Raw genomic sequence first — 24,957 nt, forward strand, 5'->3', positions numbered from 1 at the left:
CCGCCCGGTGCGCCAGAGTGCGAACGATGCGAGCCCGTCTCCCTACGGACCCCCTTGAGCGGATGACCGAACACCTGCGCGAAGCCGCCGCCTGCCGGACCCCGCCCCGGTTCTCCGGCCCCCTGCTGGGCGAGGTCGACCTCGCCGCCACCCCCGCCGCCGTGCGGGTGGCCCGCTCCTACATCCGTGCCCTGGTCGCCGAGCGCCACCCCGGCGCCGCCCTCGACGACCTCACCCTGGTGACGAGCGAGGTCGTCACCAACGCCATCGTGCACGCCCGCCCCTGCCCGGGCGGGACGATCCTGCTCACCGTCGCCCACTCCGGCGGCCGCCTCCACGTGGAGGTCACCGACGGCGGTCCCGGCGACACCGGGCCCCCGCCGCTGCCGGCCGACCTGCCCGACCTGGGCGGCCGGGGCCTGCACCTGGTCGAGGCGCTCACCACCGCCCACGGCACCCGCCGCAACCCCGACGGCACCGCGACCTCCTGGTTCGAACTGCACCTCGGCGCCTGACCGGCCCGCGGACGACGTGAGGGCCGGCGCGGACATCGCCGCGCCGACCCTGGTGCTACTGCGCCGCCCTGCCGGGCAGGCTCTATGCGAACAGCGACCCGAAGACCTCGTTCAGTACGACCGCCATGGTCATGAACGTGCCCGTCACGGTCACGATCGTCGAGAAACTGCGCATCAGAGGTTTTTCTCCTCGCTCGATGGTTCTGCGTGCAATTACCTACCGGTACATGCCTGAAAATTGCAGGCTATGCCTGGGCGAAAGAGACGCTACCGCACCGCCGCCGCGCCGGCGCACCGAATGCGGAAGATCGACGATCAGCACTAATCGGCATAGCTGAACATATTTCGCAAATGTGCTATTTCAGGCACCGGAGGCGTCGTTCGGCCCGCGCAGGCGGGCCCGCAGCGAATCCGCCTCTGGCACGCCCAGCTCCTCGTAGAGCCGCATCGCGCGCCGGCGGTACGGCTCGGCCTGGGCGTGGCCGCGCGTCTGCGTCAGCACGTCGGCGATGCCGTCGAGGGCGCGGGCCTCCTGGTAGGCGTCGGCGATCGAGCGGGCGATCTCCAGCGACTTCTCGAAGTGCTCGCGCGCGGGGCCGGTACGGCCCGCCCGCAGGTGCGCCTCGCCGATGCCGTACAGCGCGTGGGCCTGCTCGAAGCGCTCGGACAGGTCCTGGGAAAGACTGAGCGCCATCTGGTGGTGGATGACCGCCTCGCCCTCCCGGCCGAGCTGGGCGAAGCAGACGCCGATCTGGTTGAGCGAGTCGCACTCGCCGCGCCGGTCGCCGATCTCCCGGTAGATGAGCAGCGCCCTGCGGTATTCCTCGATGGCATGTTCCGCGCGGCCGGTGTCGCGGTAGATATTGGCGACATTGGTCAGCCAGATGGCTCTGTGCTGCGGCCTCATTTCCTTGACCGCCGCGGATCGCTCGTAATGCCCGATGGCCTCTTCATAGCGGCCGATGCTGTTCTCCACGCGGCCGATGTTGTGGAGCGTCATCTGCTGCCCGTGCAGATAGCCCTCGCTCTCGTAGAGGGCCAGCGCGGCCTCCATGCGGGCGATGGCGTCGGCGTACCTGCCCTGGTGCCACAGGACGATCCCCATATGGTCGAGCACCTCCGCCTCGCCGCGGCGCTCCCCGCTCTCGCGGTAGGCCGCGAGGGCCCGTTCGAAGTACCCGGTCGCGACGTCGTACTCCGAGCGGTGCCAGTGGACGAGCCCGAACCGGTCCAGGAATCCCGCCGTGGCGCGCCGGTCCCGCCGGGCCCGGGCGATCTCCAGTCCCTCCCCGGCGGCGGACAGGGCCCGCTCGTGGTCCCCCGACCGCCAGGCGATCTCGGCCAGGTCCGCGAGCGCCCGCATCATCGCCGCCTCGTCGCCGAGGTCCCGCCAGATCCGCACCGCGCGTTCGTGCAGGCCGGCGGCCTTGCCCCACAGGCCGCCGGCCTCCATGTAGGAGGCGAGCAGGGCGGCCAGCCGGGCCGCGTGCGCCGGCCGGCCGTGGTCGGCGGCGAAGGCCGCCGCCGCCAGCAGGTTGCCGATCTCCGCGCGGAGCCAGCGGCGGGGCGTGCCCGCGCCGCCGGCGGTGTCCAGGTAGTGGTCCAGCAGCCGGTCCAGCGCCGCCTCGCCGTCCGGCGGCGGGTCCGCGGCGGCGAGCCGCCGCGCGTACTCGCGGAGCAGGTCGTGGAAGCGATGCCGCCCGTGCTGCGGCTCGGTGACCAGGTGGTGGTCCAGCAGGATCTCCAGGATCTCCTCGCTCTGCGCGCGGGAGGCGCCGAAGAGCACCGCCGCCTCGGCGGCGGCGATGTCCGCGCCGGGGTACAGGCCGAGGAGGCGGAACGCCCGGCGGGCCCGCTCGGGCAGGTCGCGGTAGGACAGCTCGAAGACGCCGGTGAGGTCGCGGTCGCCGGCGCGGATCCCGGTCAGCCGGTCGCCTCCCTCGCCGAGCCGGGCGGCGAGGTCGGCGGCGCTCCAGCTCGGCCGGTGCAGCAGGCGGCTGCCCGCGAGCTGCAGGGCGAGCGGGAGGTGGCCGCACAGGGCGGCGACGGTCCGCGCGTGCGGGTCGCCGGCGGCGATCCGGCCGGCGGTGACGCGTGAGAGCAGCCGGACGGCGTCGTCCGGCGCGAGCACGTCCAGGCTGACCGGCCGGACGGCGTCCAGGCCCGCCAGGCGGTGCCGGCCGGTGACGATGACGAGGCTGCCCGGCGTGCCCGGCAGCAGGTGCCGGATCTGGTCGTGGCCGACGACGTCGTCCAGCACCAGCAGCACCCGGCGGCCCGCGAGCCGCCCGCGCCACTGCCCGGCGCGGGCCTCCAGGCTCTCGGGCTGGTCCTCGACGGGGACGCCGAAGATCGACAGCAGCCGCTCCAGGGCGGTGGCGGGGTCGAGCGGCGCGTACTCGAAGTGGTGGGCGTTCAGCTGGAGGAAGACGTGCCCGTCGGGGTAGCGGTCCGCCAGCCGGTGCGCGAGGTGGACGGCCAGCGCGGTCTTGCCGACGCCGGGCATCCCGTCGACGGCGAGGACGGCGACGGCCTCGCCGTCGCGTTCGGCGAGCGCGGTCAGCGCGGCCAGCTCGGCCGTGCGGCCGGTGAAGGTGGGGACGTCGCGCGGCAGGTCGCTCGGCCGCCGCGCCGCGGGGGCGGCCCGCGCCGGGAGCATCAGGTCCGGGTCGGCGGTGAGGACGCGCCGGTGCAGCTCGCGCACGGCGGCTCCGGGGGTGGCGCCGAGCTCGTCGTCCAGGCGCCGCCGTAACCGCTCGTAGATCTGCAGGGCCTCGGCGGACCGGCCGCTGCGGTACAGCGCCACCATGAGCAGCTCGACCGGTTTCTCGTCGTAGGGGAAGCGGGCGGCCAGGTCGTTCAGCTCGGTGACCACCTCGCCGTGCCCGTGCCGGGACAGCTCCAGGGCCAGCCGGTCGAGGGCGCCGCTGAGCAGGTCCTCCTCGATGTTGCGCCGCGCCCGGTCGGCCCAGGTCCCCGCGACGCCGTCCAGCGGGATGCCGCGCCACAGCGTCGCGGCCTCGCGCAGCAGCCGCAGCGCGCGCCCGGGGTCCCCGCTGTCGGCGACGGCGCGGGCCTGCGCCCGCAGGGTCCGGAACCGGTGGTAGTCGATCTTCTCGGGGTCGGTCTCCAGCACGTAGCCGCCCGGCCGGTGCCGGAGCCGGACGTCGGCGTCCAGGCCGTGCAGCCGGCCGCGGAGCCGGGTGATCTGAGTGTGCAGCAGGCTGCGGGCGCGGCTCGGCGGCTCGTCGTCCCAGAGCCGCTCGATCAGGGTCTCGGCGGGCACCGGCCGGCCGGGCGCCAGCAGCAGGCAGGCCAGCACCCGGCGCTCCATCGCCCAGCCCGGCGTGTGGCGCTCACCGCGCGCCCACAGCTCCATCGGGCCGAGGATGCGGAATTCCATCCGCTCTCCCTGCTGGGAATGACACGACCGACGCCTTTGACAAGTGTGATCGTTGCACTGTCAAGTGCGGATATCCATAAGTAAGCGTTCTGTCCCGTGGCCACTATGGGACGCCCGTTCAGCAGCGCCGCAAGGGATTCCGCAAGCGCCGCCGCAAGGCCCGCTTCCAATCATCGGGGTGGGTCGCGTCACGACAATCGCATGCCGAACAAAGGGGGCACGAACGCGATGTCAGGCAATGAATGGCGGCGGGTTCCGGTCGGTCCGGACGCCGGCCGCTGGGCGACGCGCACGGGCTGTCGGACCGTGCTGCTGATCGTGCACACCGTCACCTCCGGTCAGCGGCTGCTGGACGCCGCCCGCCTGCTGGAGAACGACCTGCGCGTCCAGACGGTCTTCACCCAGGGGCCCGACGTCTTCGGCGAGGGGGTGCCGGAGTTCCTGGCCGGCCTCGGCGCCGCCACGGTGCCCTGGGCGCAGGCCGTCCAGACCCGGTTCGACCTCGCCGTCGCCGCCTCCTACGGCGGCCTGCACGAGGTGCACGCGCCGCTGATCGTCATGCCGCACGGGGCCGGCTTCACCAAGTTCGCGGCCGCGCGGGCGGGCCGCGCGGTGGGCTCCCGGCTCGTCTACGGGCTGGACCCGCAGCGGCTGGTGCACGACGGCGCGCTGATCCCGTCGGCGATCGCGCTGCCGCACACCGCCGACCGGGCGGCGCTCGCGCGCTCGTGCCCGGCGGCGCTCCCGGTCGCCAGCGTGGTGGGCGACCCGGCCTACGACGCGCTGGTCGCCAGCCGGGACCGGCGCTCCTCCTACCAGGTGGCGCTCGGCGCGGGCGACGGCCGCAAGCTGGTCGTGGTGACCTCGACGTGGGGCCGCAACTCCCTGCTCGGGCGGCGCCCGGAGCTGTGGTCGCGGCTGCTGTCGGACCTGCCGGGGGACGGGTTCCAGGTGGTGACGCTGCTGCACCCGAACCTGTGGTCGGCGTACGGGACGTGGCAGATCAGGGCCTGGATGGCCGACCACCTGCGGCGCGGGCTGCGGCTCGTCCCGCCCGAGGCCGACTGGCGGGGCGTGCTCGCCGCCGCCGACTGGGTCATCGGCGACCACGGATCGGCGACGGTGTACGCGGCCGTCATGGGCGTCCCGGTGCTGCTCGGCGGCTTCCACGACGCCGACGTCAGCCCCGGCTCCCCCGCCGCGCGGCTCGGGGAGGCGGCGCCGCGCCTCACCGGCCGCGGGTCGCTGCACCGCCGGCTGGTGCGGGCCGCCGCGGAGTTCCGGCCCGAGGCGCTGCGGCAGGTGACCGCGCGGATCACCTCCGAGCCGGGGCGGTTCGGCCGCAACATGCGGCAGCTGATGTACCGGCAGCTGCGGCTGCCGCAGCCCGCCAGCGTGCCGGTCACGCCGCCGGCCCTCCCCCCGTTCCTCGTCTCGTAGCGGAGCCGTCATGACCGAGAAGACCGTCTGTACCTGGCTGTTCCGGCTGGAGCACCCGCTGGCCCTGGAGCGGCCGCGCGCCCGCCTCGGCCCTGCGGCGGGCGGGGTGCCCGCCGTGCTGTTCATCCCGCGCGGCGGGCTGCCCTGCGAGCCGCTCCTGATGCTGTTCACCGGCCCGGACGCGGTCGCGCCGGCCTGGCCGGGCCCGCTCGTGGGCGTCGACGCGCACACCGTGGCGCGCCACGACGCCCCCGGCGACGAGGGCCGGGAGGAGACCGCCGACGTGCTCACCGGCCAGGCCGACCGGCCGGCCGGCGCGCCCGCCGCGCGGCTGCGCCGGGTGCTGGCGCGCTACCCCGGATGCGCGGTGGCGGTCGGGTGGGACCCGGCCGGCTGCACCGCCGTGCTGCGCGACGGCGGCGCGGCCGGGTTCGCCTGCGCGCGCGGCGCGGCGCGCCTCTGGCGGGAGCTGTGCGGCTCGTTCCTGTACGCCTGGTGCGCGGAGGGGTTCGCGGTGCGGCATCTGACGGGCGCCGTCCTGGCCGCCGGGCGGCTGCGCCCGGCGGACGGCCCGGCGGCGCTGCTGGAGGTCGCCGGCCGTGTCGCGCCCGTCGTCCCCGCCGCCGCGCGGGCCGACCGGCGGGCCGCGTCGTGAGCGCCGCGATCGTGGTGGCGGGCGTGACGAGCCTGTACGTGTCGGCCGCGGTGCCGGAGTTCCCCCTGCGGTACCGGCCGTCGCTGACCCCGGACTGGATGGGCGCCGGGGTCTCCGGCGCGGCGGGGCACATCGCCCGCGTGCAGCGCGCGCTCGGCGACCAGGTGCGCCTCTGCTCCCCCGTCGGCCGGGACGCGGCGGGCCTGCTGATCCGCGCGGAGCTCGGCCGGCTCGGGCTGCTCGGCCCGGGGGTCGTGGAGGCCGCCGAGTCCTCCATGGGCGTGGTCCTGGTCGATCCGGACGGGCGGCGCATGGGGCTGCCCCACCTCACGCCGGTCGCCCGGGTCGCCTACCCGGCCCATGTCCTGCACGGCCTGGCGCGGGGCGCGGACCTGCTGGTGCTCACCAACGCCAAGTTCGTCCGGCCGCTGGTGCCGGAGGCCGCGGCGCTCGGCGTGCCGGTGGCGGTCGACGTCCACCGCGTCGCCGACCACGACGACGCCTACAACCGGCCCTGGCTGGAGGCGGCGGACATCGTGTTCTGCAGCCACGAGCGGCTGGCCGACCCGCGGGCGTGGGTGGCGGGCCTGTTCGCGCGCTACCCGCGCTGCCGCCTGGCCGGCGTCGGCCTCGGCGCGCGCGGCGCCATGCTCGGGCTGCGCGACGGCCGCCTGGTCACGGTCGCGGCCGTGACACCGGGCGCGGTCGTCAACACCGCGGGGGCGGGCGACACCCTGTTCGCGACGTTCCTGAGCGAGCTGCTGCGGACCGGGGACGCCCCGGCGGCGCTGCGGGCCGGGGTGGTGCAGGCGGGCTGGAAGATCACCCACCGGGTGCCCGCCGCCGCGTCGCTGTCGCGCGCGGAGCTGGCGGAGCGGTGCCGGGCGGCGCCGCGGGCGGTGCCGGCGCGCTGGGACCGCTGACCGGCCCGCGCGGTCAGTCCTGCTCGCCGGGGGTCCCGGCCGGCGCGCCCGCGCCGGCCAGGATCCGGCGGGCCTGCTCGTAGCAGCGGTCGGCCTCGCCCGTCCGCCCGTCCCGCCGCGCCAGGTCCCCGCAGGCCCGCAGCGCGCCGGCCTCTCCGGCGGCCGACCCGATCTCGCGCATCACCGCCAGGCCGCGGTCGAGCAGCGCGCGCGCCTCCTCGCGGGCCGGGCCGTCCATGCGGGCCCGGCCCAGCAGGATCAGGACGCGGGCCTGGTTGTAGGGATCCGGCCGGGCCGCCAGGAGGCCGCGTGCCTCTTCCAGGAGCGCGTCTGCCTCGGCGGCGCGCCCGGTGTCGATGAGGACGGCGGCGAAATCGCAGATGGTGAGCGCGACGTGGCGGTCGTCGGCCAGCAGCCGGTAGACCGCCAGCGCCGCCCGGTGGTGGTGTTCGGCCGCCGCGGGGTCGTGCCGGTCCACCGCCAGCAGGCCGAGCCTGCGGTCGGTGCCCGCCATGCGCGCCCGGTCGCCGAGCTCGTGCCAGATGGCGTGGGCGGCCTGGAAGTCGCGGGCCGCGCCGTCCAGGTCGCCCTGGTCGCGTCGGGCCAGCCCGGTGCGGTTGAGCATCTTGGCCTCGGCGCGGCGGTCCCCGTCCGCGCGCGCTGCGGCGAGGCCCGTACTGTCGAAGGCGAGCCGGTGCGCGTGGTACCTGCGGTGCAGGAACAGCGGCCAGGCCGCGTCCACGAGCTGCCACACCGGCCGGTGCAGCCCGGACCGGTGCGCGCGGTCGGCCAGCGCCCGCAGGTTCCCGAACTCCTCCTCCAGCCAGGTGAGCGCCTCTGCGGCGGAAGTGAACTCCGGCGGCGGGGGCACGTCCGGGAGCGGTTCCGGCTCGGCGAGCCGCCGGTAGGGCGCGACGGCCCCGCTCGCGGCCAGCGTGGCCTGGACCGTCCAGGCGGTGAGGCGGGCGAGGGCCTCGGGCTCGGCCGCCTCGCCCAGTTCCATCGCGTGCAGCCTGGTCAGGTCGTGGAGCCGGTACCGGGCGCCCGGCAGGTCCTCCAGCAGGTTGGCGTCGGCCAGTTCGTCCAGCCACTCGGCGGCGTCGCCGGGCGGCGCCCCGGTCAGGGCCGCGGCGGCCGCGACACCGAACGTCCGGCCCGGGTACGAGCCGAGCAGCCGGTACAGGTGCCGCACCGGCTCCGAAAGCCCCTGGTAGGACAGGGCCAGCGCCGCGCGCACCGTCATCTCGTCGTCCGCGTCCGGCAAGGTCAGCTCCTTCAGCCGCCGCCTCTCCCCGGCGAGCGCGTCGACCATCTCCGCCAGCGACCGGTGCGGGCGGGTCACCAGCCGCGCGGCGGCGACGCTGAGCGCGAGCGGCGAGCAGGCGCACAGCTCGGCCAGGCGCGCCGCCATGCCGGGCTCGCGGGCGACGCGGTCGGCGCCGAGCACCTCGGCCAGCAGCTCCAGCGCCGCGTCCTGCGTCAGCGGGCCGAGCTGCACCCCGCGCGCGCCCCGCACCATCAGCACGGCGAGCCGGCGCCGGCTCGTCACCACGGCGACGCTGCCGGCCGAGCCGGGGAGCAGCGGGACGACCTGGGCCACCGAGTAGGCGTCGTCGAGGACGACCAGCAGCCGCCGCCCGGCCGTCAGGGAGCGGTAGAGGGCGGCGCGCTCGGCCAGCCCCGCCGGGACCCGCTCCGCCGCGACCCCGAGGCCGCGGATGAACCCCGCCAGCACCTCGCCCGGCAGGGCCGGGTCGACGGCGGCGTGCCCCTGCAGGTCGGCGTACAGCTGCCCGTCGGGGAACTCCTCCAGCCGGCGGTGCGCCCAGCGCAGCGCCACGGCCGTCTTCCCGACGCCCGCCGGTCCGCTCACCACGACCACGCGGGGCGGCCGGTCGCCGATCCGGTCGAGGGTCCGCAGCGCCTCGGCCCGGTCGACCAGGGAGCCGGTGCCGGGCAGCTGCCGCGGCGGCGGCAGCTCCGCGGCGCCCGTGTGCAGGTGCACTCCCCCGCGGATGTCGCGCGCCTGTACGACGGCGTCGGCGACGGCCTCGCCCACCTCGTTGACATGGCGGAACGCGTTCTCGCCGCCACCATGTTCAACGCTCATTTTCCTACAGGAGGGAGGTCCGGATCCGGATTCTCGGCGCCATTGGCGCACTGTACGAAGCGGCCGTGCGGCCGCCGGGCGTTCTTCCTGACCTTACTTGGGCCGTTATATGCGTCAAGAGCCGTCGGTCAAGGCGCCGCGACGGGCGTCCCGTGCCCCCGCCGCGTTACCGCCGGTCGGCGGGCCGGTACGGCTCGTGAGTGATACCAACCTTGATGTGCGCTTTGTCCATATATGGACAGTCTTAAGGCAGTGATGTGGGACACACCTAGCGTGCCGGGGCGTGCGCGGGGCGTCTTCGCAGGGCCTCGAAGCCACAGGTCACGGTCACGGCCTAGATTTTCCACCTAAAACGGGCGGGCCTTTACCGAAGGTAATTGATAAGGCGCCACGTGCTAAAAACCGTCCTGGGCATCGTGAACAGGCCGGGCGCCCCCGGCCGGGCGCGGCGTCCGCGCGTGGAGAGGACTCCCTCATGGGCACTTCGGCGGCTCGGACGGTCGACCACGTGGTCGACACGGCGCGTTATCCACTGGCGGAACCCGGCGGGCCGCGATGGCGCGCCGTCGTCGCGCGGGTCCGGGACGACCTGCGCGAAAGCGGGTGCAGCGTGCTGCCCGACTTCGTCCGCCCCGAACTGCGCGACGGGCTGCGCCGCGAATGCGCGACCGCCGCGCCGTCCGCGCACTACGACGTGGAGACGGTCAACGCCTACAACATCGCCCTGGACACCCCCCTGCCGGAGGGGCACCCGGGGCGGATCACCTTCGAGCGCGGCAACGCCTTCGTGCCGCGCGACCTGCTGCCCGAGGACTTCATCATCCAGCGGCTGTACACCAGCGAGGAGTTCCGGCGCTTCGTCGCGGACTGCTTCGGGCTGGCGGAGGTGCACGAGCTCGCTGACCCGCTGGCCGGGCTCTGCCTGAACGTCGTCGAGCCCGGCATGGAGCACCCGTGGCACTTCGACACCAACGAGTTCACGGTCAGCATGCTCACCCAGGAGCCCGACGAGGGCGGCGTCTTCGAGTACTGCCCCGGCATCCGCTCGACCGCGTCGGAGAACCTGGACGACGTCCGGGACGTGATCACCGGCGCGGGCGGCCGGCTGGTGCGGCGGCTCCCGCTGCGGCCGGGCGACCTGCAGCTGTTCCAGGGCCGCTACGCGCTGCACCGGGTGAGCCGGGTCGGCGGCGCGACGGCCCGGCACTCGGCGATCTTCGCCTACAGCGAGCGGCCCGGCGTCATCGGCAGCGTCGCGCGCACCCGGCAGCTGTTCGGCCGGGTGCTGCCCGAGCACCTGGCCGCCGAGGGACGGGCCGTACGCGGCGACCGGCTCCTGGACTGACGGCGCCCCCGCACCCCGAGAGGAGCACCACACCGTGCAGACCGGCACGCCAGGGAAGATCTCGCTCGACCACATCTACACCGAACCCGACCCGCGCGCCTACTTCGGCACCCTGCGGGGGCTGGAGTACCGCATCCCCCAGCTCGCCAAGCCGTACTTCACCCGGCTGGTCCAGGAGTACCGGGACGTCGAGGGCGTCCCGGCGCCGACGGTGCTGGACATCGGCTGCTCCTACGGCGTCAACGCCGCCCTGCTGAAGTGCGACGCGACCATGGACGAGCTGTACGAGCGCTACGACGGCCCCGGCGCCGCCGGGCAGACCCGCGCCACGCTGCTGGCCCGCGACCGCGAGCTGGTCCGCGCCACCGCCGCCACCCGCCTCGGCGGCGTCCGCTTCGTCGGCCTGGACTCCTCCCAGGAAGCGCTGTCGTACGCGCTGATGGCGGGCTTCCTCGACGAGGGCGTGCACGCCGACCTGGAGGAACGCGACCCGACCGACCACGAGCGCACCGTGCTCGGCTCGGCGGACCTGGTCGTGTCGACCGGCTGCCTCGGCTACGTCACCGAGCGGACGATCGCGCGCGTCGTGCAGGCCCACGACCCCGACCGCCGGCCCTGGATGGCGCACTTCGTCCTGCGCATGTTCTCCTTCGACCCGATCGCCGAGTGCCTGGCGGCGGCGGGTTACGAAACAGTGCGCCTGGAGCGCGTTTTCAAGCAGCGGTTGTTCGCGACGGCCGACGAGCAGGAACAGGTCATGGAGACGCTGGCCGACGTCGGCGTCGACCCCGCCGGGCTGGAGTCGGAGGGCTGGCTGTACGCGCAGCTCTACGTCTCCCGCCCGAACGGGTCGCGGGAACGCACGATCCTGGATCTGGCCACGAACACGGTCACCTCCGCATCACCCCGGAACGAGGACTGAATGAACAGCACACCGTCGACCTTCAGCAACGAGGAGCTGCTGCCGCGCGTGCCGCTGCCGGCGCTGGAGGACACCTGCGCGCGGTTCCTGGAGTGGTGCGCGCCGCTGCTGACCGAGGAGGAGCTCGCCGCGACGCGGGCCGAGGTCGCCGCGTTCCTGGAGCCGGGCGGGACCGGCCGCCGGCTGCACGCCGAGCTGGCGGCCTACGACGCCGCCGAGGGCGTGCACAGCTGGCTCGACACGTTCTGGCCGTACCGCTACCTGGGCCGCCGCGACCGGATCGCGCTGAACGCCAACTTCTTCTTCCTGTTCCAGGACGCGGGGCTGCCGCAGATCGAGCGGGCCGCCGCGCTCGTCGCCGGCGCCGTCGACTACAAGCTGCGCCTGGACGCCGAGACGGTCCCGCCGGTCACCCAGCGCGGCACGCCGCTGTCGATGGAGCAGAACAAGTACCTGTTCTCCACGACGCGGATCCCGGGCGCCGAGCAGGACACCGTCCGCACCCCCTACACCGACGAGTGGCCCGGCCCCTCTCACGCGCGGCACATCGTGGTGTTCTTCCGCGGGAACATGTTCCGGATGGACGTGCTCGGCGCGGACGGCCGGCCGTACTCCGCGGACGAGGTCGCGATCGCGCTGCGCGCCGTCACCAAGGCCGAGCAGGCCGACCCCGACACCTCGGTCGGGCACCTGACGACCAAGGCCCGCGCCGAGTGGGCGGCCTCGCGCGAAGAGCTGCTGAAGGCCAACGCCGAGCAGTTCGACGACATCGAGACCGCGCTGTTCTGTCTCTGCCTGGAGGACCTGGCCCCCGCGAGCGAGCTGGAGGCGTGCGACCATCTGCTGCACGGCGACAGCGGCAACCGCTGGTTCGACAAGGCCGTCTCGCTGATCGTCTTCGCGGACGGCCGGGCCGGCATCAACGTCGAGCACTGCGGCCTGGACGGCACCACCATCCTCAGCTTCGTCGACGAGATCCTGACCGCCCGCCCGGACGGCCCCGTCACCGACGGCACCCCGGCCGTCGAGCCGATCACGTTCGCGCTGGACGACGCCCGGCGCGCCGACGTGCGCGCCGCCGCGGCGTCCTTCGCCGCCTACGCCGACGCGACGGCGACCGAGACCGTGTCGTTCGACGACTTCGGCACCTCCAGCGCCAAGGCCCTCGGCGTCTCCCCCGACGCGTTCGTCCAGATGGCCTACCAGCTGGCGCACCGGCGCGCCAAGGGCCTGACCGGCGCCACCTACGAGTCGATCGCGACCCGCCAGTACCGGCGCGGCCGCACCGAGGCGATGCGCGTCGTCACCCCGCAGGTGCTGGAGTTCGTCGAAGCGATGGACGACCCGGCCGCGAGCGCCGAGACCCGCCGCGCGGCGTTCCGCGCCGCCGCCGGGAAGCACGTCGAGCGCGCCAAGGACTGCCAGGCCGGGCGGGCGCCCGAGCAGCACCTGTGGGAGCTGCAGCTGATCCACCGGCGCGCCGGCGGTACCGAGCCGCTGCCGCTGTACGAGACGCCCGGCTGGGTCACGATGCGCGACGACTACCTGAGCACCAGCTCGGCGCCGTCGGTCAACATCCAGTACTTCGGGTTCGGCGCGACGAGCGACCAGTGCATCGGCGTCGCCTACGTGCTGCTGCCCGACCGGTTCAACGTCTACCTGAGCACGCCGCGGTCGGTGGCCGGGGCGATGCACACCTTCGCGGGCCGGCTCCGCGAGGCGATCGCCGAACTGCAGGAGCTGCTCGCCTGACGGCCGCCGCCCGCCGCCCGCCTCACTGCTCGCTGCGCAGGTCCAGCCGGCGCATGACGTCGTCGACGATGTCGGGCGGCATGCCCGGCTCGCGGCGGGCGGCGAGCGCCTCGCGGCGGCCGGCGGCGAGCACGTCCTGGCGGATCGCCTGCAGCCGGCCGAGCTTGCGCATGTTCCGCCGGATCAGCGCGGCGTCCTCGCCGGCGGCCTCGGGGTCGGCGCTGGTGAGGCGCCGCATGACGTCGTCGCGGATCCGGTCGTAGATCCCCTCGGGGAGGTCCTGCTCCTGCGCGATCTCCTTGAGGCGGTCCAGCTCGGCGCGCAGCACCCGCGTCCACAGCTGCCGCTCCAGCGCCCGCTCCTGCGCGGTGTCCTCGCTGACCCCGGTCATCCGGACCAGCAGCGGCAGCGTCGGCCCCTGCACCAGCAGGGTGAACAGCACGACGGCGAAGGCGGTGAACAGGATCTCCCCGCGGGCCGGGAACGGCGAGCCGTCGTCGGTGGTGAACGGCAGCGCCAGGGCGAGGGCGACGGTGGCGACGCCGCGCATCCCGGCCCACCAGTTCACCAGCATCTCGCGCCAGGTGCGGGGCTCGTCGACCGAGCTCTTGCGCGCCACCCAGTGCATGATCAGCCAGATGCCGAGCAGCCACACCAGGCGGAGCAGCACCACGACCGCGATGATCACGGCGGTGCCGCCCAGCAGCCGCGGCCAGTGCGGGCCCGCCGCCTTCAGCACGGTGCTGAGCTCCAGGCCGATCAGCCCGAACACGAACCCGCTGATCAGCAGGTCGGTGATGTCCCAGAAGGAGTCGCCGATCAGCCGGTAGGAGCTGTCGTCGGTCTTGGTGGTGGCGTCGGTCAGGTACAGCGCGCAGACCAGCACCGCCAGCACCGCCGACCCGCTCCACGCCTCGGCGATCCCGTAGGCGGCGAACGGCACCAGCAGGCTGAGCGCGACCTTCCAGGAGGCCTCGTCCAGCCGGTCCATCATCCGGCCGGTCACCCAGCCGAGCAGCCCGCCGACCACGACCGCGACCAGCGCCGACACCACGAAGTCGCCGAGCGCCTCCCAGGCCGAGAAGGCCCCGGTCAGCACGGCGTGCACCGCGACGCCGTACAGCACGATCGCGGTGACGTCGTTGAACAGGCCCTCGCCCTCCAGCACCGACACCAGCCGGCGCGGCAGGCCGAGCCGGGACGCGACCGCCGTCGCCGCGATCGGGTCCGGCGGCGCCACCACCGCGCCGAGCGCGACGGCGGCGGCGACCGGCACGGCCGGGTGCAGCGCGTGGAAGACCGCGGCGACGGCGGCGGCGGTGACCAGCACCAGCACCACCGCGCGCATCGTGATCGCGACCCAGTCCTCGCGGAACGCCACCCAGGACGTGCGCCGCGCCGCGGCGTACAGCAGCGGCGGCAGCACCAGCGGCAGGATCAGGTGCGGCTCGATCCGCACGTCGGGGACCTGCGGGATGAGCGCGAGCACGATCCCGAAGACCGTCATCAGGACCGGCGGGGAGATCCCGATCCGCAGGCTCAGCGGCTCGGCCAGGATCGCCGCGAGCAGCACGATGAACACCAACGCCAACTGATCCACGGCACCGGATGCTAGGCCGCCCGCTCCCCGCCGCCCCGGCCGCCACAGGCGGCTTTGCCGAAATCAGCCGAGGAGTTCGGCGAGGCGCCCCGCGAAGCCGGGCAGGCCGAAGCCGCCGTGCCCGCCGGGGACGGTGACGGCCTCGGTGCCGAGGCGCTCGGCCACGGCGTGGGCGGCCCGGTGCGGCGGTTCGCCCACCGAACCGGCGCCCGCCAGCACGACGACGCCGGCGCCGCGCAGCGCCGCCACGTCGGGGACGTGGCCGCTGAATCCGGGCACCTCGTAGCCGGCGAAGAAGTCCATGTTCTTCTCCATCCGGCCGAACATCTCCATGAGCTCGGGCGTCGGCTCGCCGGCCGGCTCCTCCTCGCCCATGCCCATGGCCTCGCCGAAGACGCCCATGGCGGCGCCCGCGCCGCCCGCCCGGTAGGCCTCCTCGACCTTGCGGACGACCTCGCGCCAGTGCCCGGCGTCCGGCAGGAACTCCAGGACCGGCGGCTCGTGCGCGACCACGCGCCGCACCTGCCCGGGGTGCCGCGCGGCGAGCTCCAGGCCGATCATCGCGCCGGAGCTGACGCCGAACACGTGGGCGGGCTCGTCGGTGACGGCGGCGAGCAGGCGGTGCGCGTCGTCGGCGTGGACGGTGACGCGCTGCGGCTCGGCGGGGCCGTCCAGCGGGCTGCGGGAGTTGCCGCGCCGGTCGTAGGTGACGACGGTGTAGCGGTCGGCGAGCGCGGCGGCCAGCCCGCCGAACGCGGCGGCGTCCATGATCCCGCCGGTGATCAGCAGCAGCACCGGGCCGGTGCCGCGCACCTCGTGGTAGAGGGTGGCGCCGGGGACCGAAAGGGTGGCGTTCATGGTGTTCCTTCGCTGAGACGGGAGGCGCGGGCCTCCAGGTAGCGCTGTTCGGGCAGGCTGGTGGTGCGGCGCGCGGCCTCGCGGTAGGACGTGCGGGCGGCGTCGGTCTCGCCCGCGAGTTCGAGCAGGTGGGCGCGGACGGCGGCGAGCCGGTGGTGGCCGCTCATGCGCGCGTCGCCGTCCAGGGGCCCCAGGTGGTCCAGGCCCGCGCGCGGCCCCTCCACCATCGCGACCGCGACGGCCGCGTTCAGGGTGACCATCGGGTTCGGCGCGATCCGCGCCAGCAGCCGGTACAGGGCGAGGACCTGCGGCCAGTCGGTGTCCTCGGCGCGCGGCGCCTCGGCGTGCACGGCGGCGATCGCGGCCTGCAGCTGGTAGGGGCCCGGCGGCGACCAGGTGAGCGCGTCGGTGATCAGCGCGGCGCCCTCGGCGATCGCGGCCCGGTCCCACGCCGACCGGTCCTGCTCGGCGAGCGGGACCAGCGCGCCTCCCGGGCCGCTGCGCGCGTCGCGGCGGGCGTCGGTGAGCAGCATCAGCGCGAGCAGGCCGGCGACCTCGCCGTCGCCCGGCAGCAGCGCGTGCAGCGCGCGGGCGAGCCGGATCGCCTCCCCGGTCAGCTCGGCGCGCTGCAGGCCGGCGCCGCCAGACGCGGTGTACCCCTCGTTGAAGATCAGGTAGAGCACGTGCAGGACGGCGCCGAGCCGCCCGGCCCGCTCCCCCGGCGGCGGCAGGTCGAACCGCGCCCCGGCCGCCTTGATCTTCTGCTTGGCCCGGCTGATCCGCTGGCCCATGGTGACCTCGGGCACCAGGAACGCCCGCGCGACCTGCGCGGTGGTGAGGCCGCCGACGGCCCGCAGCGTCAGCGCGACCTGCGACGACGGCGTCAGCGCCGGGTGGCAGCACAGGAACAGCAGGGCCAGCGTGTCGTCCCGGTCGGGCACCGCCCCGGGCGCGGCCTCGGCGAGCGCGGTCGCGGCCTCGCGCTCCCGGCGGGCGCTCTCGCTGCGCCACCGGTCGGTGAGGCGGCGGGACGCGACGGTGAGCAGCCAGGCGCGCGGGTCGTCCGGCACGCCCTCGGCCGGCCACTGCGTCGCGGCGGCCAGCAGCGCCTCCTGCACCGCGTCCTCGCACGCGTCGAACTGGCCGTGCCGCCGGACCAGGGCGCCGAGCACCCGCGGCGCGTGCTCGCGCAGCAGGTGCTCGGCGGACGGGCCGTCGATCACATCTCCGCCCCGGAGTCGTGCATGATCGCGCGCACCTCCATCGCGCCGCCGAAGCGCACGTCGGGCCAGCGCGCGGCGATCTCGGTGGCCCGCTCCAGGCTCTCGCAGTCCACCGCGATGTACCCGGCGAAGACCTCCTTGGACTCCAGGAAGGGCCCGTCGGTGACGGCCGGCAGCCCGTCCCGCTGCCGCACCGTCCGCGTCGTCGAGGGGTCGGCGAGGGCCTGCCCGCCGATCAGCTCGCCGGACTCGGTCAGCTCCTTCATGATCGCGTCCACCTCGCCGAACAGCTCGCCGCGCTCGGCCTCGGTCAGCTCCTCCACGAACCCGGGCCGGTTGTAGATCAGCAGCATGTACTTCACGGTGACTCCTTCGCTCGTCTGTTTCGCAAGGTGGTCGGAGCCACCCGCGCGCTCTCGACATCCTTCCCGAAGTTTTTTCCGGAGATCTTCAGCCCCCGCCGATGACGGATTGTCAGTGGGCCGTGTCATCCTGCTGTCAGCCGCAGAACGGCAGGAGGCCCGCATGGCAGAGCCCGCTCCGTCCCCGCCCCCGCCCGAATCGACACCGCCTGGTCCGACGCCGCCCGGACGCTCGGCGGCGGGGGCCGTCCTGTTCGCCGGGGGCGCGCTGGTGCTCGGGCTGCTCGCCGCCGCCGTGCTCGTCCTCCTCGGGCGGCTGGTGGTGGCGTACTGGCCCCAGGTGCTGACCGCACTGCTCTTCTTCGGCGTCCTGGCGGGGATCGTCGTGCGGCAGCGGTACGTCGCCCGCCGCGAGCGGCGGGAGCTTCGCGAGCGCGCTCAGCTGGCCCGGGTCGACGGCATGTCGGGCCCGGAGTTCGAGCGGCTCACCGCCGACCTGCTGCGCCGCGACGGCTACCGCTCCGTCCAGGTCGTCGGCCGCGCCGGGGACCGGGGCGTCGACGTGACGGCGGTGGCGCCCGACGGCCGCCCGATCGCCGTCCAGTGCAAACGCTGGACGGGCCGGGTCGGCGCGCCGGCGGTCCGCAACCTCATCGGCGCCGTGCACAGCTCCTACGCCGGGCACACCGGCGCGATCGTCACCTCGGGCGGGTTCACCGAGCCCGCCATCGCCGAAGGGACCGGCTACCTGCACCTCATCGACCGGGCCGCCCTCGCCCGCTGGCTGGAGGGCGAGCCCTTACGCCTGTGACCCCGCGGGTCAGTCGAAGGTGGTGGAGATCTCGTGCCAGCCGCCGGGGACGAAGGCGGCGGCCTCGTCCGGGCCCCAGGAGCCCTTGGCGTAAGGGAGGGGCTGGGTGGTCAGGTCGAGGACGGGCTGGACGATGCGCCAGGACTCCTCGGCCAGGTCGAAGCGGACGAAGCGCCGCGGGTCGCCGGTCACCGCGTCGGCGAGGATGCGCTGGTAGGCCGCCTCCATGGGCCCGAGCACCTTGGTGAAGTCCACGCTGAGCGGGACCCGGCAGGTGGTGCTCTGGCCCGGGACCTTGGCGAGCAGGTCGAACGTGACGCCCGCGTCCGGCTGGATCCGGAACCGGATCAGGTTGGGCTTCAGGTCGCCCTCGAAGAAGTCGACGGGCGGGGTGCGCAGCTCGGCCACCACCTCCAGGTCGGTGGTGCCGAGGGCCTTGCCGGCGCGGATGTAGAACGGCACGTCCGCCCACCGCCAGTTGTTGACGCGCAGCCGCAGCGCCGCGTAGGTCTCGGTCGTGGAGTCCTCGCGGACGCCCTCGGTGCCGAGGTAGCCCTCGTACCGGCCGCGCAGCACGTCGTCCGGCTGGACGGCCTCGACGGCGCGCAGCACCCGCCACTTCTCGTCGATGAAGGCGCGGGCGTCGGTCGACGGCGGCGTGTCCATGGCCAGCAGCGCGAGGATCTGCAGGAGGTGGTTCTGGACGACGTCGCGGATCGCGCCGTTGGCGTCGTAGAACGAGCCCCGGTTGGCGACGTCGAAGTCCTCGGCCATCGTGATCTGCACGTTGTCGACGTAGTGGCGGTTCCAGATCGGCTCCAGCAGCATGTTCCCGAACCGGAACATCAGCAGGTCCTCGATCGGCTCCTTGCCGAGGAAGTGGTCGACGCGCCGCAGGTGGTCCTCGTCGAAGAACTCCAGCAGCTCGGCGTTCAGCGCCCGCGCCGACTCCAGGTCCTTGCCGAACGGCTTCTCCACGACCAGCCGCGCGTTGCGGTTCAGGCCGGCCTTGGCCAGGCCCGCCGCGGCCGTCACGAACAGCGACGGGGGGACCGCCAGGTAGTGGGTGAGGAAGCCGGCGTCGCCGACCTCGCCGCGGATCGCGTCGAAGGTGGCGTCGTCGGCGTAGTCGCCGGCGACGAGCCGGAGGTTGCCCGCGAACTTCTCGAACGCCGCGTCGTCCACCTTGTCGTGCTTGGCCTCGCACGCCTCCCGGGCCCGCTCGCGCAGCCCGGCCAGGTCGAGGTCGGTCTTGGCGACCCCCACGACCGGCAGGTCCAGCACCCCGTCCGCGGTCAGCTGGTACAAGGCCGGCAACAGCATCTTGTACGCCAGATCCCCGGTGATCCCGAACAGCACCAGCGCGTCGGCCCGCTCCATCGCCCAGCTCCCCTCGTCGGCCCCCAGCTTCCCGCTTCGATCATCCCCCGGCAAGGCCGCCTCATCCCGGAAAGCACGTCACTCTCGATCTTCCGCCGAAATCGCAGGGATTGGGCAAAACGTCGCCGGGGGCTGCGCCTGCCCGCCGTCGCCCCCGGAGCGGGCCGGGGGACGCATGTCCCCTGGGCGCGGTCATTGGCAGCCGACAGGTCCTCCTTGAAGGCGGCCGGGAGATCCGCCGTGCCGGCGTCGATCTCGAACAGCGTCCGGCCCGCTTGCCGGCCGTGCCCTGGGCCGAGAGCAGGCGCCACGCGCCGGAGGCGTCCGCGGCGAAGGCGTGGGTGCAGCGGCTGCCCGCGCTGAACGTCGCTCCGTCCGGGTTCTCGAAGGTCATGCTGGTCCGGCCGACGACGCCGACCCGGCGGACGATGGCCTCTTCAGGGAGGGTGCCGCCGGCGATGAGGCCGAGCAGGGCGGCCTTGTCCGCCACCGCGCCGTCCTCGAGGCAAGGCCCGGGCCGCCTTCGGCGCGCCGGACGGTGACCCACGTCACCCCGCACAGACATATACGCACCCGTATATCCGGGCCTACGCTCACTTGTATACGCGAGCGTATAAACGCGGATCTCAAGGAGGAGATCATGTCGGCACGGCTCCCGCACACCGAGCACACCGCACGCCCATGGCGCATCCACGAACTCACCCCGGGCTTCCGGGTGGAGGACGTGTGGCGCTACCGCACCCCCGGCGCCGGCCCCGGCGACTTCCCCGTCGTGCTCGATGCGCTCGAGGCGCTCGGCGGACCCGGCAAGTCGGGCCGCGCGGTGCGGCTCCTGTTCGCCCTCCGCTGGAAGCTCGGCGCCCTGCTCGGCTGGGACGACCCCAAGACGAGCCTGAGCGCGCGGGTCCGTTCGCTGCGTGAGGACCTGCCGCCCGACATCCCCGCGGCCGCGGCCGGCACGCCCGTTCCCGGCACCCCGTTCACCCGGCTGTACGTGCTCGACGACGAGTACGCCATGGAGTTGGCGAACAAGACCGTGCACGCGGTGTGCCACCTGGGATGGGTGCCGTCCGGCGACGGCGGCTACGAGCTCCGCATGGCCGCGCTCGTCAAACCCAACGGCATGTTCGGGCGCCTGTACATGGCCTTCATCAAGCCGTTCCGGTACCTGATCGTCTACCCCGAGATGACCCGGCGGTGGGAGCGCGCGTGGCGTGAGCGCGACCGCCTCGCCCCGCGCACCACGCCCCGAACCTGAGAACATTCGGGCGGGAAAATTCTCCGGCCCGACGCGATGAGTCCCGGACGGCTCGCCGGTATGTACCCGTGAACCTGCCCCAGAGCGGGGCGGGCGAGCGAGGAGACAGCCATGACCGAGACCCGTTCGGATGACGTGACCGCCATCAAGGCCGTCCTGGAGGACCTGTACAAGGCGTGGGAGGCAGGCGACGCCGACGCCTTCGTGAAGGACTACACCGAGGACGCCACCTCGATCCTGCCCGGCTCCTACCGCGCGTCCAGGGAGGAGGTCCGCCGGAACATGGCCGAGGGCTTCGCGTCCTACCTCAAGGGCAGCACGACCATCGACCGGATGGAGAGCGTCCGCTTTCTCGGCGGGGACGCCGCGATCGTGGTGAGCGAGACCGGCGTCAAGTTCCAGGGCGAGGACGAGGTCCCCGCCGAGCGCATGGTGCACGCGACCTGGGTGCTGGAGAAGCGCGACGGCGCCTGGCTGATCGCGGCCTACCACAACAGCCCGGTCGTCCGGCCGAGCTGACGGCGTCCCTGCGGGCCCACCCGTGCCCGCAGGGGCCGTAGGCTTCGCGGGCGGAGAAGGAGCGTGGGCGCGTGGACGAGGGCTTCGAGCGGTTGATCGAGCCGTTCCGGACCGAGCTGCTGGCGTACTGCTACCGGATGCTCGGCTCGGTCCACGACGCCGAGGACCTGGTCCAGGAGATCTACCTGCGGGCGTGGCGGGCGCGGGAGCGGTACGACGCCGCGCGCGCCTCCCTGCGCACCTGGCTCTACCGGATCGCGACGAACGCCTGCCTGACCGCGCTGGAGGGCCGCGGCCGCCGGCCGATGCCGTCGGGGCTGGTGGCCGAGTCGGACCCGCTCGCGCCGCTCGTGCGGGGCGAGAACCTCGCCTGGCTCCAGCCCCTGCCGGACTCGCTGCTGGACGCGGGCGACCCGGCCGGGACCGTGATCGAGCGCAGCAGCCTGCGCCTGGCGTTCGCCGCGGCCCTGCAGCACCTGTCGGCGCGCCAGCGCGGCGCGCTGATCCTGCGCGACGTGCTCGGCTTCTCCGCGGCCGAGGCGGCGGAGATCCTCGGCACCACCACCGTGTCGGTGAACAGCTCCCTGCAGCAGGCCCGCACCCGGGTGAAGGAGGCCGGGGTCCGGCGGGAGCCGCCCGGCGAGCCGTCCGCGGCCGAGCAGCGCGCCTGGGTCGACCGCTACATGAAGGCCTTCGCGCACGCCGACGTCGAGGGCATCAAGCGGCTGCTCACCGACGACGTCGTCATGGAGATGCCGCCGATGATCAACTGGTTCGCCGGGCGGGACAACTACGGCCTGTTCATGGAGTGGGTCTTCGGCGCGGCCGGAACGGACTGGCTCATGGAACCGGTCACGGCCAACGGCCAGCCCGGCCTCGTCGCCTACCGGCGCGCCGGCGACGGCTACGCGATCCACACGCTGCAGATCTTCACCGTCACCGCCGGGGGCATCAGCCGCAACTCGGTGTTCCAGGACGCCGAGATCTTCGCGTCCTTCGGCCTGCCCACCGAACTCGACGGCTGATCCGCCTGCGGTGGTCAGTGCGCGGGCAGGCGGGTCAGCGCGGTGAAGCCGTCGTCGGTCCCCGGCCATTGACGGTGGACGGCGTCCAGGCCGGCGCGGCGGACGATCGACCACATCGAGGCCAGCCGGGCCGCCTTCGACCGGCCCGAGTGACCTTCCCCGCTACGCGCAGGCCACCTCGAACCAGACCCGCAGCCGCCCGTCGGCCATTACCTCGTAGCCCCAGGCGCGGGTGAGCGTCCGCATGATGGGCGGGCCCCGGCCGCTCTCGCCGCGCGGGTCGTCTGACGCGGCACCCACAGAACCTCACCCGGAAGGTTGCGAACAAAGGCGATCGGCGAGGCGCTGGAGCGCTGATGGCGGCCGGCCCCCGTCCCCCGGCGGCGCGGTCCGGGGGACGGGGAGGCCGAGGGCCCGGCGGCGCGGGCGCCGGGCCGGGGGTCAGCGTCCGATGTGGTAGCCGAGCTGGGCGTTCTTGCCCGAGATGCCGAACGTCTTGGGCGTGTACCAGACGGCGCCCGACACCGGCGTGAACCCGGTCGAGCGGCCCCGCACCAGCGTGACCGAGCCCTCGCCGGAGTTGTCCCAGGGAGCGCCGGCGACGAGGTCGGCGTACCCGTCCTTGTTGTGGTCGAGCAGGCTGACCTGCCAGCCGAGGTTGTCGCCCTTGGCGGCGGTGCCGGGCACGCCGGCCGTCGCCTGCGAGATCCACTGGGCCTTGGCGCCGGTCAGGCCGCCGCGGGAGCCGAACAGCAGGTAGACACCGCCCGCCGAGGCGGCCGTGCCGACCTTGGTGCCGGAGGCGCCGACGGCCAGGTCGGCCTTGCCGTCCTTGTTGACGTCACCGGCCGACACGTCGGCGCCGAACCGGAAGTCCTTGGCGGCGGCGCCCGGGACACCGGCGGTGTCGGCGTTGATCGTGTACTTGGCGGCCGGGGCGATGCCCGCGGCCGAGCCCTTGAAGACGGTGACCTGGCCGCCGGTGCGGTAGTAGTCGTTCTGCTGCCCGATCGCGATGTCGGCGTGGCGGTCGCCGTCGAAGTCGCCCACCGCGAGCGGCCCGGGCGCGGCGTACATGGAGGACACCAGCTTGAAGCTGTGGTCGTTCACCGGGTCCAACACGCTGATCTGGGCGTCGTCCTCCGTCGAGGACGACATGATCAGCGACTCGCCCTTGCCGGTCACGTTGCCGAAGGCGAACCTCGCCTTGAAGAGCAGGGGCACGGCGGCGGCGCGGGCGGTGCCGGGCTTCTCACCCGGGCGCGGCGCGGTGTGCAGCGTCAGGTCCCCGGCGGGACGTCCGGACGCGGCGCGGGCGCCGCCCGGGGTGAAGGTGGCCGAGCCCCACCCGTAGACACCGGACCAGACGAAGTAGGCGTGGCCGAGGCGGTTGGCGCCACTGGCGCCGAGCTCCAGCCCGGCGCGCATGCCGGCCGGGACGGTGGGGTCGGGCAGCGCGGTGACGGCGTTGGTGCCCAGCCCCGACCGACCGCCCCAGAAGACGGTGACGGCACCGACGTTCTTCTTGGCGCCGGAGTCCTCGTCGGGGGCGCCGACCGCGAGGTCGGCGTAGCCGTCGTGGTCGAAGTCGGCCGAGGCGACCGCGTGGCCGAAGTGGTCGTTGGCCTCGGCGGTGCCGGTGACCCCCTTGGTGTCCTGCGACAGCACCTGGCGCTTGCCGGTGTTCAGGCCGCTCTTGCTCCCGTAGGTCACGGTGACGAAGCCGGCGGCCTTCTTGGTGCCGACCTTCCCGTAGGGGCTGCCGATCGCGAGGTCGGCGTAGCCGTCGCCGTTGAAGTCGAAGGGCTTGGCGAGTCCTGCCGCGAACGCGGTGGGGGTGAGCACTGCCATGCCGCAGGCCGCGGTGCACGCCGCGACGGACAGCGAGAGAACTCGGATACGCAAAGGAATGGACCTCCTGGCCTGCACGTCCGGATAACGTGCGGTACAGGAGGGACGGGTGTTGCCCTCCCCTGGTTTACCGGGGTCCCGACGAAGATCACATTGAGCTGATTCCATCGTGCCGCGATCCGCAGTGCTTGGCGCGGGGCGGGCTCGGCGAGCAGCTCCACGACCTCGGTGACGTGGCGGTGCGCGGTCGCGGCCCCGCACCGGCCACGACCAGCAAGATCAGGTTGGAATCAGCTCACTGCGCAGAACTCGCCGCCCTCTCCCGCGCCGACCGCTGACACGCACGTCACCGTGCCTCTGCCGTGAGATCCACGTAGGCGATCAGGGCGTCCGCGTCGGGGACGAGGGTCACCCCCTTGCGTGCCATGAGCGCCCGCACCGCCGCGTTCTGCGGCTCGGTGCTCACGTACACCGAGGTGAACCCTTCGTCGCGGGCTTCGGCCAGAAGGAGTTCCAGCACCGCGCCGCCCACGCCGGTGCCACGGTGGGAGCGTCCGATCCAGACTCCCGCTTCGGCCGTCCCGGCCGGCTCCATGGGGAACAGGCGCGCGGCCCCCGCCACACGCCCGGCCACCACGATGGCGTAGGTGATCTCCACCGGGTCGGCCGCCAGCGTCCGCGTCCGGTGGAACCGCACGAACGCCGCCCGGCGCTCGGCCGTCCACCCGTCGGGCCCCTCCACCGGCGGCATCACCTCAAGGGGGTCGGCGTCCTCGACCGCGGCGTGCAGCAGATCCGTGAGCAGATCCTGGTCAAGGCGACGCAATACGACATCTGAGCGCATGGGCACATCCTTCCGCACAGATGCGATCGGTGCCGGGGAAAAGTGCCAGGGCCCGGTCGGGCGCCCAGGGCGGTCACGGGCGAGGGGGTGCGGAATTCTTTTTGATCTTCAAGCCGGCGGCGAGAGCCCATGCGAAGATCATCTTCGGCGGCCGCGGCCCC

20 protein-coding genes and 1 pseudogene are annotated in these 24,957 nt (G+C 74.0%); 11 read left to right on the plus strand and 10 right to left on the minus strand.

All coding sequences use genetic code 11. The features are described 5' to 3' along the window. Positions 1–62: 62 nt before the first annotated feature. Entirely contained in the window at positions 63–515 is a 453-nt protein-coding gene (locus ACRB68_RS23205; protein ID WP_194293425.1) for an ATP-binding protein, read from the plus strand. 361 nt (positions 516–876) lie between these two features. On the opposite strand, the gene ACRB68_RS23210 is transcribed toward ACRB68_RS23205, so the two are convergent. Beyond that, the gene (locus tag ACRB68_RS23210; protein ID WP_153535881.1) at positions 877–3,918 is read right to left on the minus strand and encodes an AfsR/SARP family transcriptional regulator; all 3,042 of its coding nucleotides are present in this window, start codon (positions 3,916–3,918) and stop codon (positions 877–879) included. A gap of 228 nt (positions 3,919–4,146) precedes the next feature. Between ACRB68_RS23210 and ACRB68_RS23215 the strand changes: the two genes are divergently transcribed. The 3 genes from ACRB68_RS23215 to ACRB68_RS42115 are packed head-to-tail and all read left to right on the plus strand — an operon-like array spanning position 4,147 to position 6,936. After that, complete coding sequence (locus ACRB68_RS23215) at positions 4,147–5,358, plus strand: UDP-N-acetyl glucosamine 2-epimerase (RefSeq protein WP_153535883.1); 1,212 nt, start codon at positions 4,147–4,149, stop codon at positions 5,356–5,358. Positions 5,359–5,368: 10 nt separating this feature from the next. Continuing rightward, positions 5,369–6,013 (plus strand): hypothetical protein, encoded by a 645-nt coding sequence (locus tag ACRB68_RS23220; RefSeq protein WP_153535885.1) that lies wholly within the window; start codon positions 5,369–5,371, stop codon positions 6,011–6,013. Next, positions 6,010–6,936 carry a carbohydrate kinase family protein gene (locus ACRB68_RS42115; RefSeq protein WP_153535887.1) on the plus strand — a complete coding sequence of 309 codons (927 nt, stop codon included), beginning with the start codon at positions 6,010–6,012 and terminating at the stop codon, positions 6,934–6,936. Before ACRB68_RS23220 ends, ACRB68_RS42115 begins: the two co-directional genes overlap by 4 nt. 13 nt (positions 6,937–6,949) lie before the next feature. Here the strand turns inward: ACRB68_RS42115 and ACRB68_RS23230 are convergent, their stop codons facing one another. Next, complete coding sequence (locus ACRB68_RS23230) at positions 6,950–9,046, minus strand: ATP-binding protein (RefSeq protein ID WP_153535889.1); 2,097 nt, start codon at positions 9,044–9,046, stop codon at positions 6,950–6,952. Positions 9,047–9,521: 475 nt separating this feature from the next. On the opposite strand from ACRB68_RS23230, the gene ACRB68_RS23235 reads away from it, so the two are divergent. The 3 genes from ACRB68_RS23235 to ACRB68_RS23245 are packed head-to-tail and all read left to right on the plus strand — an operon-like array spanning position 9,522 to position 13,065. Next, positions 9,522–10,391, plus strand: a complete 870-nt coding sequence (locus tag ACRB68_RS23235; RefSeq protein ID WP_153535891.1) for a HalD/BesD family halogenase — start codon at positions 9,522–9,524, stop codon at positions 10,389–10,391. A 34-nt stretch (positions 10,392–10,425) separates the two neighbouring features. Next, positions 10,426–11,313 carry a class I SAM-dependent methyltransferase gene (locus ACRB68_RS23240; RefSeq protein ID WP_207709797.1) on the plus strand — a complete coding sequence of 296 codons (888 nt, stop codon included), beginning with the start codon at positions 10,426–10,428 and terminating at the stop codon, positions 11,311–11,313. Further along, the gene (locus tag ACRB68_RS23245; protein ID WP_153535893.1) at positions 11,314–13,065 is read left to right on the plus strand and encodes a choline/carnitine O-acyltransferase; all 1,752 of its coding nucleotides are present in this window, start codon (positions 11,314–11,316) and stop codon (positions 13,063–13,065) included. A 22-nt stretch (positions 13,066–13,087) separates the two neighbouring features. Here the strand turns inward: ACRB68_RS23245 and ACRB68_RS23250 are convergent, their stop codons facing one another. From ACRB68_RS23250 to ACRB68_RS23265, 4 genes are all read right to left on the minus strand, one after another. Then, on the minus strand, positions 13,088–14,665 hold the full coding sequence (locus ACRB68_RS23250; protein WP_328594640.1) for a Na+/H+ antiporter: 1,578 nt from the start codon (positions 14,663–14,665) through the stop codon (positions 13,088–13,090). A 63-nt stretch (positions 14,666–14,728) separates the two neighbouring features. Next, positions 14,729–15,523, minus strand: a complete 795-nt coding sequence (locus ACRB68_RS23255; RefSeq protein ID WP_153535897.1) for an alpha/beta fold hydrolase — start codon at positions 15,521–15,523, stop codon at positions 14,729–14,731. Further along, on the minus strand, positions 15,520–16,746 hold the full coding sequence (locus ACRB68_RS23260) for an RNA polymerase sigma factor (RefSeq protein WP_407924303.1): 1,227 nt from the start codon (positions 16,744–16,746) through the stop codon (positions 15,520–15,522). The genes ACRB68_RS23255 and ACRB68_RS23260 overlap by 4 nt, the downstream gene beginning before the upstream one ends. Further along, entirely contained in the window at positions 16,743–17,099 is a 357-nt protein-coding gene (locus ACRB68_RS23265) for a YciI family protein (protein WP_153537644.1), read from the minus strand. Before ACRB68_RS23265 ends, ACRB68_RS23260 begins: the two co-directional genes overlap by 4 nt. A 172-nt stretch (positions 17,100–17,271) precedes the next feature. Here ACRB68_RS23265 and ACRB68_RS23270 point away from each other — a divergent pair, with 172 nt between their 5' ends. Further along, positions 17,272–17,919: a restriction endonuclease gene (locus ACRB68_RS23270; RefSeq protein WP_153535899.1), complete on the plus strand. Its 648-nt coding sequence runs from the start codon at positions 17,272–17,274 to the stop codon at positions 17,917–17,919. A gap of 9 nt (positions 17,920–17,928) precedes the next feature. Here ACRB68_RS23270 and zwf read toward each other — a convergent pair whose 3' ends face one another. After that, the gene (zwf, locus tag ACRB68_RS23275) at positions 17,929–19,299 is read right to left on the minus strand and encodes a glucose-6-phosphate dehydrogenase (RefSeq protein WP_153535902.1); all 1,371 of its coding nucleotides are present in this window, start codon (positions 19,297–19,299) and stop codon (positions 17,929–17,931) included. Between the two features lie 640 nt (positions 19,300–19,939). On the opposite strand from zwf, the gene ACRB68_RS23280 reads away from it, so the two are divergent. From ACRB68_RS23280 to ACRB68_RS23290, 3 genes and pseudogenes are all read left to right on the plus strand, one after another. After that, positions 19,940–20,557, plus strand: a complete 618-nt coding sequence (locus tag ACRB68_RS23280) for a DUF2867 domain-containing protein (protein ID WP_153535904.1) — start codon at positions 19,940–19,942, stop codon at positions 20,555–20,557. A gap of 111 nt (positions 20,558–20,668) precedes the next feature. Beyond that, positions 20,669–21,076: an SgcJ/EcaC family oxidoreductase gene (locus tag ACRB68_RS23285; RefSeq protein WP_153535906.1), complete on the plus strand. Its 408-nt coding sequence runs from the start codon at positions 20,669–20,671 to the stop codon at positions 21,074–21,076. A gap of 62 nt (positions 21,077–21,138) precedes the next feature. Then, a pseudogene (locus ACRB68_RS23290) lies at positions 21,139–22,101 on the plus strand (sigma-70 family RNA polymerase sigma factor); the annotation flags it as partial. A 162-nt stretch (positions 22,102–22,263) separates the two neighbouring features. Here the strand turns inward: ACRB68_RS23290 and ACRB68_RS23295 are convergent. From ACRB68_RS23295 to ACRB68_RS23305, 3 genes are all read right to left on the minus strand, one after another. After that, the gene (locus ACRB68_RS23295; RefSeq protein WP_153535908.1) at positions 22,264–22,401 is read right to left on the minus strand and encodes an ATP-binding protein; all 138 of its coding nucleotides are present in this window, start codon (positions 22,399–22,401) and stop codon (positions 22,264–22,266) included. Between the two features lie 141 nt (positions 22,402–22,542). After that, the gene (locus ACRB68_RS23300) at positions 22,543–23,952 is read right to left on the minus strand and encodes an FG-GAP-like repeat-containing protein (protein WP_194293426.1); all 1,410 of its coding nucleotides are present in this window, start codon (positions 23,950–23,952) and stop codon (positions 22,543–22,545) included. 346 nt (positions 23,953–24,298) lie between these two features. Continuing rightward, on the minus strand, positions 24,299–24,796 hold the full coding sequence (locus ACRB68_RS23305) for a GNAT family N-acetyltransferase (RefSeq protein WP_153535912.1): 498 nt from the start codon (positions 24,794–24,796) through the stop codon (positions 24,299–24,301). Positions 24,797–24,957: the final 161 nt, after the last annotated feature.

It is taken from the genome of Actinomadura macrotermitis, assembly GCF_009604375.1.
GTDB lineage: Bacteria > Actinomycetota > Actinomycetes > Streptosporangiales > Streptosporangiaceae > Spirillospora > Spirillospora macrotermitis.